This window comes from Agromyces ramosus, from assembly GCF_030817175.1.
Taxonomy (GTDB): Bacteria; Actinomycetota; Actinomycetes; order Actinomycetales; family Microbacteriaceae; genus Agromyces; species Agromyces ramosus_A.
Genome location: NZ_JAUSYY010000001.1, coordinates 37295 through 50881, shown reverse-complemented (window position 1 = coordinate 50881; position 13587 = coordinate 37295). Strand labels below are relative to the sequence as shown.

The window sequence follows — 13587 nt, the reverse complement described above, 5'->3', positions numbered from 1 at the left end:
TCGCTCCGCGTGCGGCGCTCAGTCGATCGCGGCGACCGCCACGTCGGGGTTGTCGCTGAACAAGCCGTCGAGCCCCGCGGCCGCGAAGACGCGGATCTCGCCCGCCAGGTCGCCGATTCCAGCCGGGTCGGTGCTCGATCGGAACTCAGCCGGCAGGAACGCGTTCTCGCGACGGAAGGTCCAGCCGTGCACCTCCAGACCCGCGTCGTGCGCGTCGGCGATCACGGTGGTCGGAGTGCCGAGCGTCCCGTCGGCCTTGCGGGGAATCGCCACGCTCTTCTCGACGCCGATCCCGTCGGCGTAGCCTGCGATCTCGGCGAGCCCGGCGGGCGTGACCAGGTCGGCGTAGGTGCGTGCGTCGCCGGCAACCGTGAAGTCGTACGGCCGGCCGCTCGCGTTGATGAGCTGGGCGAGCTGTACCTCGGTCAGTCCGTCGAGCTCCTTGAGGTTCGAGACCTCGAAGCTCTGCACGATGACGGGCGCGCCGGCGTGATCGACTCCGTTCGCCGCGAGCTGGGCGACCAGCGGCTCCTCGAGCGAGAGGCCGATCGCGTCGAAGTACGTCGGATGCTTCGTCTCGGGGTAGACGCCGATGGGCTCGCCCTGGCAGCTCACGGAGTGCCGCGCGAGGTCGATGACCTCGTCGAGGGTCGGAACCTGGTACAGCCCGTTGAACGCGGTGTTCTGCGGACGCACCTGGGGGAGCCGCTCGATCGCGCGGAGCGTCTTGAGCTCCGCGAGGGTGAAGTCCTCGGTGAACCAGCCCGCCACCGGGGCGCCGTCGATCGTCTTCGTGGCCCTGCGACCGGCGAATTCTGCGCGGGACGCGACATCCGTCGTGCCGCTGATCTCGTTCTCGTGACGTGCCACGAGCACGCCGTCCTTCGTGGCGACGATGTCGGGCTCGATGAAGTCGGCGCACTGCGTGATCGCGGTCTCGTAGGCGGCGAGCGTGTGCTCCGGCCGATACCCGCTGGCGCCCCGGTGGCTCACGACGGTGACGTCCGACGAGGGGACGCGCTCCTTGTCGAGGTCGATGAGGTCGAACTCGGTGTCATCCGGCGTCCCCGCGATGCGCGCATCGTTGCCGGGGTAGTTGTTGTCGTTGCCGATGAGGAGCCGACCGTCACGCAGTCGCACGACCGTCTCGAAGGACTGCACCGGCAGGGAGAACACCTCGCCCGTCCCGTAGCCATCGCCGGCGCCGAGGAGGTCGGGGTTCGCGATGCGCAGCGCATCGAGCACGAGGGTCTTCTCGAGATAGCCCTCGTGGTCGGCGCGGGACAGCTCGACTTCGTAGACGCGCTTCGTGACCGACTGGTCGCCCTCGAAGTCGTCGCGCTCGACGAGCAGGAGCACGTCGCCGCGCACGGTGAACGCGTCGCCGACGACGTTCGCGTCCTGATCGGTCTGGTAGCTCCACGAGCGACCGGTGTACGCGTGCTTGCGGGTGTCGAACTCGAGGACCTCGCGCCGCCGGAGGTCGGGATCGTCGGCGTAAGAGCCCTCGAGGATGGGATGGAGGTACCGCCCATTCGCCGACGGCGCGAGGGCTTCGAATCCTCGGCTTGCGCGCACCCGAGGCGTCTCCCCGGGGGCGAGGTACGGGTTCTGCGGTGACTTCGCGCCGCTCGGCAGCGGAACGGGTCGCTCGAGGAGGGTCCCGTCGGCGTCGAAGTGCAGGAGGAACGGACCGAACTCCTCGCCCACCCAGAACGTGCCGTCCTTGGCCTGCACGATCGACTCGATGTCGAAGTCCGCTCCCGTGAGGAGACGCTCGGGCGTGCCCTCGTTCACGATCGGGAAATCGAGCACGTGGTCGGCGTCGTTGTAGGAGATGAAGCGTTCGATCTCGATCGCGCCGTCGCCGCCGTCGGCGGTCTCCCAATCGGGGCGCACGAGATAGTTGCGCAGGAGGAAGTCGGCCGAGTTCGCCTTCGAGCCGAAGCCGTTGTCGGGCTGCGCCCAGAAGGTGCCGTCGCCGTTGTCGATCATCGCTGAGAAGCCGGGGACGACCTGGCCCGGGAACGGACCGGTTCGGCCGTTCGCCGCCGAGGCGAGCGCGCCCGACGCCGGTCCCGCCTCGAGGTGGTCGGCCGACAACGTCGCACGGGCGACGAGCGTCGGTTCGACGATCTTGGCCGAAGGGCCCTGGTGCTCACCGTCGCCGGCTGCGCTCGCGGGGGAGGGGATCAGGATGACGGCCGCGGCGGCGGCCGCGGCGGCCAGTGCGAGGAAGCGCGTCTGCGCGCGTGGGTTGCGATGTGCCATGCCTGCCACCCAATCGGCCGGAGGGCACGCGCACATGTCCACCGGCGTACCCGATGCGGACCAGCCGGTGAACAGGGGGTGCGCTCGTGGACGAGGCGCAACCCACCGTGGCCCCTCCCGTTCACCGGTGGATAGGCTTGCCGCGTGACCACCACCATCCTCGTCCTCAACGGCCCGAACCTCGGCCGGCTCGGCTCCCGCGAGCCCGAGGTGTACGGCAGCGAGACCCTCGCCGACATCGAGGCCCAGTTGGGGGCATCCGTGCCCGCCGAGGTCTCCATCGACCTGCGCCAGACCGACGACGAGGCCGAGCTCATCGGCTGGATCCACGAAGCCGTCGACCGTCGCATGCCCGTGGTGCTGAACCCGGCGGCGTTCACGCACTACAGCTACGCGCTGCGCGACGCCGCCGCCCAGCTGAAGCAGGCCGGCGTCCCGCTCGTCGAGGTGCACCTCTCGAACCCGCACACCCGTGAGACGTTCCGGCACACGAGCGTGATCTCGGGCATCGCGACGGGCGTCATCGCCGGCTTCGGCGCCGATTCCTACCGGCTCGCCGTCGACTGGGTCGTCAGGAACGCGTGACGTCCTGGCGCATTGGCGCCCCCAGAGCGCAACGACTAAACTCGACCGACTGAACTTCTGGGCCGACTCCGGCCGAGCCTCTTCGCAACTGAACGGATCACATTCGCATGGCAAGCACCGCTGACATCAAGAACGGCGTCGTTCTCTCCATCGACGGCCAGCTCTGGAGCGTCATCGAGTTCCAGCACGTCAAGCCCGGCAAGGGTGGCGCGTTCGTCCGCACGAAGCTGAAGAACGTCGTGACCGGCAAGGTCGTCGACCGCACCTACAACGCGGGCGCGAAGATCGAGGTCGAGAACGTCGACCGCCGCGACTTCACCTACCTCTATGCCGACGGCGACGGATTCGTCTTCATGGACACGAGCGACTACGACCAGATCACCGTGCCCGGCACCGTGGTCGGCGACGCAGCGAACTTCATGCTCGAGAACCAGTCGGTCACGGTCGCGCTCAACAACGGCAACCCGCTCTACGTCGAGCTGCCCGCGTCGGTCGTGCTCGAGATCACCTACACGGAGCCCGGACTCCAGGGCGACCGCTCGACCGGTGGCACGAAGCCCGCGACCGTCGAGACCGGCTACGAGATCCAGGTGCCGCTGTTCCTCGAGACCGGCACCAAGGTCAAGGTCGACACCCGCACGGGCGACTACCTCGGCCGCGTGAACGACTAGTGAGCGCGCGCACCAAGGCGCGCAAGCGCGCGCTCGACATGCTCTACTCGGCCGACATGCGCCAGGTGCCGGTCGAGCAGGTGCTCGTCGTCGAGGCCGAGCGGGCCGTGAGCGAGCCTGAGCGCCAGGCCTCGTGGCTGTACGCACGCGAGATCGTCGACGGCATCGTCGACCATCGCGACGAGATCGACGAGCTCATCGAGACGCACTCGCGCGGCTGGACGATCGAGCGCATGCCCGCGGTCGACCGCGCCCTGCTCCGCATCGGCGTGTGGGAGATCGTCTACAACGACGCCGTGCCCGACCCGGTGGCGATCTCCGAGGCCGTCGAGGCCGCAACCGTGCTCTCGACCGACGACTCGGCCGGGTTCGTGAACGGACTGCTCGCCGCGATCTCGCACGCGAAGGCCTGAGCCGGTCGAGCCCCGGGGCGGGCCACGGCGTGTCCCACCGTTGGGGGGAACGCGGGCTCCACACTGAGGATGGTGTCAGGGCTGGCCCCTGCACCGGATGCGTGGAGTCCCTCGGTGGATTCCCGAGTGCGCCCGGATACCAGCTCCGATCAGGGCAGGTTCACTGGATGACGGTGCCGAATGCGGCATCGGAACCCGATTCGAACCCGCTCTGGAAGGAGCATCTCAGCCATGTCATCGATCCCCGCCCCGACCGGTCTCCAGCCCGTCGGACCTCGTCCCACGCCGATCACCCGCATCGACGTCGTCGCCCGCCTCGCCGCCGCTGAGGCGATGCTCAAGGCGCTGCTCGAGCGTTGGAGCATCCCGGCGCTCCGCGTGGCGCTCGGCGCCGTCTTCGTCGCCTTCGGCGTGCTCAAGTTCTTCCCGGGCGTAAGCCCGGTCGAGCCCCTCGTCGAGGCGACGTGGGGCGCGCTCACCTTCGGCGTCGTCGGCGGACAACTCGCCCTCGTGCTCACCGCCGCCATCGAGACCGTCGCCGGCCTCGCGCTCATCTCGGGCGTCTTCGCACGGCTCGGTCTCGTGATGCTCGCGATCGCCTTCGTCGGCATCCTCTCGCCGCTCGTGTTCTTCCCCGCGGAACTCTTCGCCGACGGTGGACCGACCCTGCTGGGGCAGTACGTGCTGAAGAACATCGTGCTCATCGCCGCGGCACTCGTGGTCGCATCGCGAGTGCTGCGCGGCCCGGGACGCACGTCTCGATGATCGGCCGCACCATGCCGCTCGAGGGGCGGGACGCATCTGCGTCCCGCCCCTCGACCGTTCCCGCCCATCGGGCACGTTAGACTCGATGGAGTTGGCAACCTTTAAGGCCGTCCCGTGAGGCGGAGAAGGGAGTCGGTAGATGGCACGAGCTGTGCTCGGTCAGGCTGACATCTCGCGGGCACTGACCCGCATCTCGCACGAGATCCTCGAATCCAATCGCGGCAGTTCGGATCTCGTCCTCCTCGGCATCCCCACGCGGGGGGTGATCCTCGCGCGTCGCATCGCCGAGACGATCGCCCGCATCGAGCCCGACGCCCCGCCCGCCCTCGCCGGTGCGCTCGACGTCACGATGTACCGTGACGACCTCACCCGCACCCGCACCCGCACGCCGTCGCCGACGGAGGTTCCGCCCGGCGGCATCGACGGCAAGACCGTCGTGCTGGTCGACGACGTGCTCTACTCCGGCCGCACCATCCGCGCAGCGTTCGACGCGCTCGCCGATCTCGGTCGCGCCCGGGCGGTGCGGCTGGCGGTGCTGGTCGACCGTGGCCACCGCGAGTTCCCCATCCGCGCGGATTTCGTCGGCAAGAACCTGCCGAGCTCGGCCCGCGAGCGCATCAACGTGCACCTCACCGAGACCGACGGCGAAGACGCCGTGACGATCGACGGGGGCGACGACTGATGCGCCACCTGCTCAGCACGCGCGAGCTTTCACGAGACACGGCCGTCGGCCTCCTCGACATCGCGGAAGACATGGCCGCGGTGCAGGACCGCGAGGTGAAGAAGCTCCCGACCCTCCGCGGCAAGACCGTCGTGAACCTCTTCTTCGAGGATTCCACGCGCACCCGCATCTCGTTCGAGGCAGCTGCGAAGCGGCTCTCCGCCGACGTCATCAACTTCAGCGCGAAGGGCTCGAGCGTCTCCAAGGGCGAGAGCCTCAAGGACACCGCGCAGACGTTGCAGGCGATGGGCGCCGACGGGGTGGTCATCCGCCATCATGCCTCGGGCGCGCCGTACACGCTCGCGACGAGCGGCTGGATCGACGCCGGCGTGGTGAACGCCGGCGACGGCACCCACGAGCACCCCACGCAGGCCCTGCTCGACGCGTTCACGATCCGCCGCCGGCTGCACGGCGCGGTCTCGCGTGGGCGTGGGCTCGACGGCGTGAAGGTCGTCATCGTCGGCGACCTCCTGCACTCGCGTGTGGCCCGCTCGAACGTCTGGCTGCTCACGACGCTCGGCGCCGAGGTCGAGCTCGTCGCGCCGCCGACGCTCGTGCCCGTCGACACCTCAGGGTGGCCGGCGACCGTCGGGTACGACCTCGACACGGCGCTCGCCTCCACCCCCGACGTCGTGATGATGCTCCGCATCCAGGCGGAGCGCATGCACGGCGCCTACTTCCCGAACAGCCGGGAGTACGCCCGCACCTGGGGGCTCGACGACGCCAGGTTCGACCGGTTGCCCCCGACTACGATGGTCATGCATCCCGGCCCGATGAACCGTGGGCTGGAGATCGCTGCGCGCGCCGCCGACTCGCCGCAGTCGACGGTGCGTGAGCAGGTCGCGAACGGAGTATCAGTGAGAATGGCCGCCCTCTACCTGTTGCTGTCCGGCGAGCGGGGTGAAGCCCGATGACCGAGTCCTTCCTCATCACCGGCGCCACGCTGCCATCGGGCGAGCGCGCCGACCTGCTGCTGCGCGACGGCCGGATCGTCGAGGCCGGCCGCGTATCCGATGGCGCGGGCGCCACGGTGGTCGACGCCGATGGGCTCATCGCCCTCCCCGGCCTCGTCGACCTGCACACGCACCTCCGCGAGCCGGGCTACGAGCAGAGCGAGACGGTGCTCACGGGCACGCAGGCCGCTGCCGCCGGTGGGTTCACCGCCGTGTTCGCGATGGCGAACACCTCACCGGTCGCGGACACCGCCGGTGTCGTCGAACAGGAGGCGAGCCTCGGACGCGCCGCCGGCTATGCGACCGTGCAACCGATCGGCGCGGTCACCGTCGGGCTCAAGGGGCAGCAGCTCGCCGAGCTCGGCGCCATGGCCCGGTCGCGCGCGAACGTGCGGGTGTTCTCCGACGACGGGTTCTGCGTCGCCGACCCGCTCCTCATGCGCCGCGCCCTCGAATACGTCAAGGCCTTCGACGGCGTGATCGCCCAGCACGCGCAGGAGCCGCGCCTCACCGAGGGTGCGCAGATGAACGAGGGCGCCCTCTCGGGCGAGCTCGGCCTCACGGGCTGGCCCGCCGTCGCCGAGGAGTCGATCATCGCGCGCGACGTGCTGCTCGCCGAGCACGTGGGCAGTCGCCTGCACGTGTGCCACGTCTCGACCGCCGGCTCCGTCGAGGTCATCCGCTGGGCGAAGGCCCGTGGCATCGACGTGACCGCCGAGGTCACCCCGCATCATCTCCTCCTCACCGAAGACCTCGTGTCGAGCTACGACCCCCGATTCAAGGTGAACCCGCCGCTGCGCCGCGCCGAAGACGTCGAGGCGCTCCGTGCCGCGCTCGCCGACGGCACGATCGACATCGTCGCGACCGACCACGCCCCGCATCCCGCCGAGGCGAAGCAGAGCGAATGGGATGCCGCAGCGAACGGCATGGTCGGGCTCGAGTCCGCACTCGCGGTCGTGCACGCGGCGGTCGTCGAGACGGGCCTCCTGCAGTGGGCGGATGTCGCCCGCGTGCTGTCCGCGGCGCCGGCGCGCATCGGGCGACTGCACGGGCACGGCGCGCCGATCGCTGCCGGATCTGCGGCGGAGCTCACGCTCTACGACGCGAACGCGGCATCCGCGTTCGACCTCGACCGCCTCGCCGGCCGCAGCGTCAACTCGCCCTACCTCGGGCGCACCTTGCCGGGTCGCGTCATCGCGACGTTCCACGGCGGCTACCCGACGTTCCTCGACGGTGCGGTCCGACCCGCCGACGAGGTGGCCCGCGCCGCGGCCCAGGAGGTGGTGTCGCATGGATAGGTGGATCGGCGTGCTCGCCGCCGCGGCCGTCCTCGCCGTCGTGGCGCTGCTGATGCTGCGCTCGTGGAGGCGCCGCAGCGCGCGCGACGAGACGCTCTCGTCGTATCCGGTCCCCGCCACGCTGGGCGCTCCGGTACTCGAGACCGAAGTGCTCTACGTGGCGACGACTCCGGCGGCGGAACCGCTCGAGCGCCTCGCCCTCCCCGGCCTCGCGTTCCGGGGCTCGGCACGCATCGAGGTGCTGGCCGAGGGCGTCATCCTGCGCATCGCGGGGGAGTCGACGACCTTCATCCCGGCAGATCGTCTCCTCGGCGCCGGCTTCGCGAGCTATGCCATCGACCGTGGCGTCGAGCCAGAGGGCCTCATCGCCCTCACCTGGATCCCGCTCGAACGCGAGCCGGCCGGGGCCGAGCTCCGCGTCGACAGTTACGTCCGCGCCCGGCACCCGGGCGATCCAGTCCGGATCATCCGGGCTGTCAACGACATCGCCGCCGCGCCCGCCGCGCAGCGGCCGAAGCAGGAGAGCGAGGCCTCGGATGACTGAGACCCCAACACAGATGACTGAGTCCATCGGGATGACTGAGACCGCGGGGGCATCCGCCGACCGCCGCACGAGCGAACCCGCCGTGCTCGTCCTCGAAGACGGACGCCGCTACGACGGCCGCGCTTACGGCGCCCGCGGGCGCACGCTCGGCGAGGCCGTGTTCGCTACGGGCATGACGGGTTATCAAGAGACGCTCACCGACCCGTCCTACGCGGGCCAGATCGTCATGATGACCGCGCCGCACATCGGCAACACCGGCATGAACGACGAGGACATGGAGTCCGCCCGCATCTGGGTCGCCGGATTCATCGTGCGCGACCCCTCGCGCGTCGTCTCGAACTTCCGCTCGCAGCGGAGCCTCGATGACGATCTCGCCGAGGCCGGCATCGTGGGCATCAGCGGCATCGACACACGCGCCGTCACGCGGCACCTGCGTTCGGCCGGTGCGATGCGCTCCGGCATCTTCTCGGGTGACGACGCCCTGCTGTCGGCGGGCGAGCAGCTCGACTTGGTGCGCGGGGGCGCCGAGATGGCGGGACTGAACCTCTCGGGCACCGTCTCGACGACCGAGGCGTACACGCTGCCCGCCGAGGGTGAGCGGGTCGGCTCCGTCGTCGTCCTCGACCTCGGTGTGAAGACGTCGACCCTGAAGTACCTCGCCGAGCGCGGATTCGACGTGCACGTCGTGCCGCAGTCGATCACGGCCGAGGAGGTGCTCGCGATGTCGCCCGACGCGCTCTTCTTCTCGAACGGACCGGGCGATCCCGGGGCATCCGACCGCCATGTCGACCTGCTCCGCACCACCCTGCGCGAGGGCCTGCCCTACTTCGGCATCTGCTTCGGCAACCAGCTGCTCGCGCGAGCCCTGGGCTTCGGCACCTACAAGCTGACGTTCGGACACCGCGGCATCAACCAGCCCGTGCTCGACAAGGCCACCGGCCGCGTCGAGATCACCTCGCACAACCATGGCTTCGCCGTCGACGCGCCGATCGACCGCGTGAGCGAATCGTCCGAGGGCTTCGGGCGGGTCGAGGTGAGCCACTACGACCTCAACGACAACGTCGTCGAGGGCCTCAACTGCCTCGACATCCCGGCGTTCTCCGTGCAGTACCACCCCGAGTCGGCCGCTGGCCCGCACGACGCCAACTACCTCTTCGACCGATTCCGCGAGATGGTCGTCGCGAACAAGGAGACCAACGCCTGATGCCCAAGCGCGACGACATCAACAGCGTCCTCGTCATCGGCTCCGGGCCGATCGTCATCGGACAGGCCGCCGAGTTCGACTACTCCGGCACCCAGGCGTGCCGGGTGCTCCGCGCCGAGGGCGTTCGCGTCATCCTCGTGAACCCGAACCCGGCCACGATCATGACCGACCCCGACTTCGCCGACGCGACGTACATCGAGCCGATCACGCCCGAGATCATCGAGTCGATCATCATCAAGGAGAAGCCCGACGCGGTGCTGCCGACGCTCGGCGGCCAGACCGCGCTGAACGCGGCCATCGCGCTGCACGACGCGGGGATCCTCGAGAAGCACGGCGTCGAGCTCATCGGCGCGAAGGTCGAGGCCATCCGCAAGGGCGAAGACCGTCAGCTCTTCAAGGACCTCGTGATCGAGGCGGGCGCAGGAGTCGCTCGTTCGCACGTCGCGAAGACCCTCGAAGAGGCGAAGGAGTTCGCCCTCGACCTCGGCTACCCGCTCGTCGTGCGGCCCTCCTTCACCATGGGTGGGCTCGGCTCCGGCTTCGCGTACACCGAGCAAGACCTCGTGCGCATCGTCACGCAGGGGCTCCAGAACTCGCCCACGACCGAGGTGCTCCTCGAGGAGTCGATCCTCGGCTGGAAGGAGTACGAACTCGAGCTCATGCGCGACACGGCCGACAACACGGTCGTCGTCTGCTCCATCGAGAACGTCGATCCGGTCGGCGTCCACACCGGCGACTCGATCACGGTCGCGCCGGCGCTCACACTGACCGACCGCGAGTACCAGAAGCTCCGCGACATCGGCATCGACATCATCCGCGCCGTCGGCGTCGACACCGGCGGCTGCAACATCCAGTTCGCGATCGACCCGGCCGACGGCCGTGTCATCGTCATCGAGATGAACCCGCGCGTGTCCCGGTCGAGCGCCCTGGCCTCGAAGGCGACCGGCTTCCCGATCGCGAAGATCGCCGCGAAGCTCGCGATCGGCTACCGACTCGACGAGATCCCGAACGACATCACGCGCGTGACGCCGGCGAGCTTCGAGCCGACCCTCGACTACGTCGTGGTGAAGGTGCCCAGGTTCGCGTTCGAGAAGTTCCCCGCCGCCGACCCCACGCTGACGACGACCATGAAGTCGGTCGGCGAGGCGATGGCGATCGGCCGGAACTTCGCGACGGCACTGCAGAAGGCGCTCCGCTCGCTCGAGAAGCGCGGCTCGTCGTTCCACTGGGGCGACGAGACGCGCAGCGCCGACGAGCTCGTCGAGGAGTCCCGCACGCCGACCGACGGCCGCATCGTGCTCGTGCAGCAGGCGCTCCGCAAGGGCGCGAGCGTCGAGCAGGTCTTCGAGGCGACGAAGATCGACCCGTGGTTCCTCGACCAGATCGTGCTCATCAACGAGGTGGCCGACACGATCGCCTCGGCCGAGAACCTCGACACCGAGCTCCTCCTCCTCGCGAAGGACCACGGGTTCTCCGACGCGCAGATCGGCCAGCTCCGCGGCTTCGGCGAATCGGATGCCCGCGAGGTGCGCCATATCCTCGGCATCCGGCCCGTCTACAAGACCGTCGACACGTGCGCCGGCGAGTTCCCGGCGCTCACGCCGTACCACTACTCGAGCTACGACCTCGAGACCGAGGTCGAGCCGTCCGATCGGCGCAAGGTCGTCATCCTCGGCTCGGGTCCGAACCGCATCGGCCAGGGCGTCGAGTTCGACTACTCATGCGTGCACGCCTCGTTCGCCCTCTCGGCGGCCGGGTTCGAGACGATCATGATCAACTGCAACCCCGAGACGGTCTCGACCGACTACGACACGAGCGACCGGCTCTACTTCGAGCCGCTGACGCTCGAAGACGTGCTCGAGGTCATCCACGCCGAGTCGCAGACGGGCGAGCTCGTCGGCGTCGTCGTGCAGCTCGGCGGGCAGACCGCGCTCGGGCTCGCCAAGGGGCTCGAGGCCGCGGGCATCCCGATCCTCGGCACGAGCCCCGACGCGATCGACCTCGCAGAGGAGCGCGGGCTCTTCTCCGGCATCCTCGACCAGGCCGGACTCCTCGCCCCGAAGAACGGCACCGCGATCGACGTCGCCGGCGCCGTGCACGTGGCCGAGGGCATCGGCTATCCGGTGCTCGTGCGACCCAGCTACGTGCTCGGTGGCCGCGGCATGGAGATCGTCTACGACTCCGCCTCGCTCGCCGACTACTTCGTGCGCATCGAGGGGCAGGGCATCGTCGGGCCGAGTCATCCGCTGCTCGTCGACCGGTTCCTCGACGACGCGATCGAGATCGACGTCGACGCGCTCTACGACGGGACCGATCTCTACATCGGCGGCGTCATGGAGCACATCGAGGAGGCCGGCATCCACTCCGGCGACTCGAGCTGCACCCTGCCGCCCGTCACCCTCGGTCGTGCCGAGGTCGACCGGGTCCGCGAGGCGACGCGTGCCATCGCCGAGGGCATCGGCGTGCGGGGGCTGCTCAACGTGCAGTTCGCGATCGGCGCCGGCGTGCTCTACGTGCTCGAGGCGAACCCCCGTGCCAGCCGTACCGTGCCGTTCGTGTCGAAGGCGCTCGGCATCCCGCTCGCCAAGGCGGCCTCTCGCATCATGGTCGGCGCCACCGTCGCCGAGCTCATCGCCGAGGGCATGCTCCCCGCGTCCGACGGCTCGCGAGTGCCGTTCGACGCTCCCGTCGCCGTGAAGGAGGCGGTGCTGCCGTTCCACCGGTTCCGCACCCGCGAGGGCCTCATCGTCGATTCCGTGCTCGGCCCCGAGATGCGCTCGACGGGCGAGGTCATGGGCATCGACAAGGACTTCCCGACGGCGTTCGCGAAGAGCCAGCTCGCCGCATACGGCGGGATGCCGCTCTCGGGCACCGTGTTCGTCTCGGTCTCCGATCGCGACAAGCGCGCGATCATCCTGCCCGTGCTGCGCATGCAGCAGCTCGGCTACGACATCGCCGCGACCGAGGGCACGGCCGAGGTGCTGCGCCGCAACGGCATCCGGGCGAAGGAGGTGCTGAAGTTCAGCGAGAAGACCTCCGCCGACGCGGCATCCGTCGTCGAGCTCATCAACCGCGGCGACGTCGACGTCGTGATCAACACGCCGAGCGGTCGATCGGCTCGTGCCGACGGCTACGAGATCCGTGCCGCGGCGGTGGCCGCCGATATCCCGCTCTTCACGACGATCGCCGAGCTGTCGGCAGCCGTCGCGTCGCTCGACGCGGTGCGCGGCGGCTTCGAGGTCACGAGCCTGCAGGAGTACGCGCTGCGTCGGGAGGCGACCGCATGAGCGAGCCCGTTCCCTTCGGCGACCGACTCGAGGCCGTCTTCGCCGCCTACGGTCGGCTCTGCGTCGGCATCGACCCGCATGCGTCGCTCCTTGCGGAGTGGGGCCAGCCCGACTCCGCCGAGGGCGTGCGCGAGTTCGGCCTCCGCGCCGTCGAGGCTGCGGCCGACCGGGTCGGCATCGTCAAGCCGCAAGTAGCGTTCTTCGAACGGCACGGCGCAGCCGGCTATGCGGCGCTCGAGCGCATCATGGGCGAGGCCCGCGACGCAGGCCTCCTCGTCATCGCCGACGTGAAGCGCGGCGACATCGGCTCGAGCGTCGAAGCCTACGGCGACGCCTGGCTTCGCCCGGGCTCGAGCCTCGAGGCCGACGCGATGACGATCAGCGCCTACCAGGGCCTCGGATCGATCGAGCAGGTCATGGTCGCGGCCGAGGAGGCGGGCAAGGGCGTCTTCGTGCTCGCCGCCACCTCGAATCCCGAGGCGAGCGCGATCCAGCGGGCCGTCCTGCAGCAGTCGAGCCGGGCGGGCTCCACCGTCGCCGGCGCGATCACCTCCGGCGTGGTCGCCTGGAACCAGGGGCGAGCGGATGCCTCGACGCGCGCGCTCGGCTCGGCCGGCGTCGTGCTCGGCGCCACCACCGACCTCGCCCTCGCGGGCATCGACACGAACTCCGAACCGCCGCGTCCCGGGCTCCCGGTGCTCGCACCGGGCTTCGGTCACCAGGGCGGCGAGCTGTCCGATCTGCGGCTGATCTACGGATCGCTGGCCGCGGGTGTCATCGTGAGCGAGTCCCGGTCGATCCTCGCCGCCGGTCCCGACGGCATCGCCGACGCGATCGCCCGCCGCGCCGACCAGGTCGGAGCAGTCGGTGTCTGA

Annotated in this window: 12 protein-coding genes; 11 read left to right on the top strand and 1 reads right to left on the bottom strand. The window is 69.8% G+C overall.

The window, feature by feature from the left end:
• Positions 1–18: 18 nt before the first annotated feature.
• Complete coding sequence (locus tag QFZ26_RS00215; RefSeq protein ID WP_307038484.1) at positions 19–2271, bottom strand: esterase-like activity of phytase family protein; 2253 nt, start codon at positions 2269–2271, stop codon at positions 19–21.
• 144 nt (positions 2272–2415) lie between these two features.
• Here QFZ26_RS00215 and QFZ26_RS00210 point away from each other — a divergent pair, with 144 nt between their 5' ends.
• The 11 genes from QFZ26_RS00210 (at position 2416) to pyrF (ending at position 13587) form a co-directional block, all read left to right on the top strand.
• Complete coding sequence (locus tag QFZ26_RS00210; protein ID WP_307038483.1) at positions 2416–2856, top strand: type II 3-dehydroquinate dehydratase; 441 nt, start codon at positions 2416–2418, stop codon at positions 2854–2856.
• A gap of 107 nt (positions 2857–2963) precedes the next feature.
• Positions 2964–3527 carry an elongation factor P gene (gene efp / locus QFZ26_RS00205; protein WP_307038482.1) on the top strand — a complete coding sequence of 188 codons (564 nt, stop codon included), beginning with the start codon at positions 2964–2966 and terminating at the stop codon, positions 3525–3527.
• Positions 3527–3940 carry a transcription antitermination factor NusB gene (gene nusB, locus QFZ26_RS00200; RefSeq protein WP_307038481.1) on the top strand — a complete coding sequence of 138 codons (414 nt, stop codon included), beginning with the start codon at positions 3527–3529 and terminating at the stop codon, positions 3938–3940. Before efp ends, nusB begins: the two co-directional genes overlap by 1 nt.
• Positions 3941–4171: 231 nt before the next feature.
• Positions 4172–4705: a DoxX family protein gene (locus QFZ26_RS00195; RefSeq protein ID WP_307038480.1), complete on the top strand. Its 534-nt coding sequence runs from the start codon at positions 4172–4174 to the stop codon at positions 4703–4705.
• A gap of 139 nt (positions 4706–4844) precedes the next feature.
• The gene (gene pyrR / locus QFZ26_RS00190; protein WP_307038479.1) at positions 4845–5387 is read left to right on the top strand and encodes a bifunctional pyr operon transcriptional regulator/uracil phosphoribosyltransferase PyrR; all 543 of its coding nucleotides are present in this window, start codon (positions 4845–4847) and stop codon (positions 5385–5387) included.
• Complete coding sequence (locus QFZ26_RS00185) at positions 5387–6340, top strand: aspartate carbamoyltransferase catalytic subunit (RefSeq protein ID WP_307038478.1); 954 nt, start codon at positions 5387–5389, stop codon at positions 6338–6340. The genes pyrR and QFZ26_RS00185 overlap by 1 nt, the downstream gene beginning before the upstream one ends.
• Entirely contained in the window at positions 6337–7677 is a 1341-nt protein-coding gene (locus tag QFZ26_RS00180; protein WP_307038477.1) for a dihydroorotase, read from the top strand. Before QFZ26_RS00185 ends, QFZ26_RS00180 begins: the two co-directional genes overlap by 4 nt.
• Positions 7670–8221 carry a PH-like domain-containing protein gene (locus QFZ26_RS00175; RefSeq protein ID WP_307038476.1) on the top strand — a complete coding sequence of 184 codons (552 nt, stop codon included), beginning with the start codon at positions 7670–7672 and terminating at the stop codon, positions 8219–8221. The genes QFZ26_RS00180 and QFZ26_RS00175 overlap by 8 nt, the downstream gene beginning before the upstream one ends.
• Before the next feature lie 31 nt (positions 8222–8252).
• On the top strand, positions 8253–9425 hold the full coding sequence (gene carA, locus QFZ26_RS00170) for a glutamine-hydrolyzing carbamoyl-phosphate synthase small subunit (RefSeq protein WP_307038475.1): 1173 nt from the start codon (positions 8253–8255) through the stop codon (positions 9423–9425).
• Positions 9425–12712 carry a carbamoyl-phosphate synthase large subunit gene (gene carB, locus QFZ26_RS00165; RefSeq protein WP_307038474.1) on the top strand — a complete coding sequence of 1096 codons (3288 nt, stop codon included), beginning with the start codon at positions 9425–9427 and terminating at the stop codon, positions 12710–12712. The genes carA and carB overlap by 1 nt, the downstream gene beginning before the upstream one ends.
• Positions 12709–13587, top strand: a complete 879-nt coding sequence (pyrF, locus tag QFZ26_RS00160) for an orotidine-5'-phosphate decarboxylase (RefSeq protein WP_307038473.1) — start codon at positions 12709–12711, stop codon at positions 13585–13587. Before carB ends, pyrF begins: the two co-directional genes overlap by 4 nt.

Coding starts and splice junctions, on each gene's coding strand:
- carA (WP_307038475.1), top strand. CDS start 8,253: ATGACTGAGACCGCGGGGGCATCCGCCGACCGCCGCACGAGCGAACCC.
- QFZ26_RS00180 (WP_307038477.1), top strand. CDS start 6,337: ATGACCGAGTCCTTCCTCATCACCGGCGCCACGCTGCCATCGGGCGAG.
- pyrF (WP_307038473.1), top strand. CDS start 12,709: ATGAGCGAGCCCGTTCCCTTCGGCGACCGACTCGAGGCCGTCTTCGCC.
- QFZ26_RS00195 (WP_307038480.1), top strand. CDS start 4,172: ATGTCATCGATCCCCGCCCCGACCGGTCTCCAGCCCGTCGGACCTCGT.
- QFZ26_RS00215 (WP_307038484.1), bottom strand. CDS start 2,271: ATGGCACATCGCAACCCACGCGCGCAGACGCGCTTCCTCGCACTGGCC.
- efp (WP_307038482.1), top strand. CDS start 2,964: ATGGCAAGCACCGCTGACATCAAGAACGGCGTCGTTCTCTCCATCGAC.
- carB (WP_307038474.1), top strand. CDS start 9,425: ATGCCCAAGCGCGACGACATCAACAGCGTCCTCGTCATCGGCTCCGGG.
- pyrR (WP_307038479.1), top strand. CDS start 4,845: ATGGCACGAGCTGTGCTCGGTCAGGCTGACATCTCGCGGGCACTGACC.
- QFZ26_RS00185 (WP_307038478.1), top strand. CDS start 5,387: ATGCGCCACCTGCTCAGCACGCGCGAGCTTTCACGAGACACGGCCGTC.
- QFZ26_RS00175 (WP_307038476.1), top strand. CDS start 7,670: ATGGATAGGTGGATCGGCGTGCTCGCCGCCGCGGCCGTCCTCGCCGTC.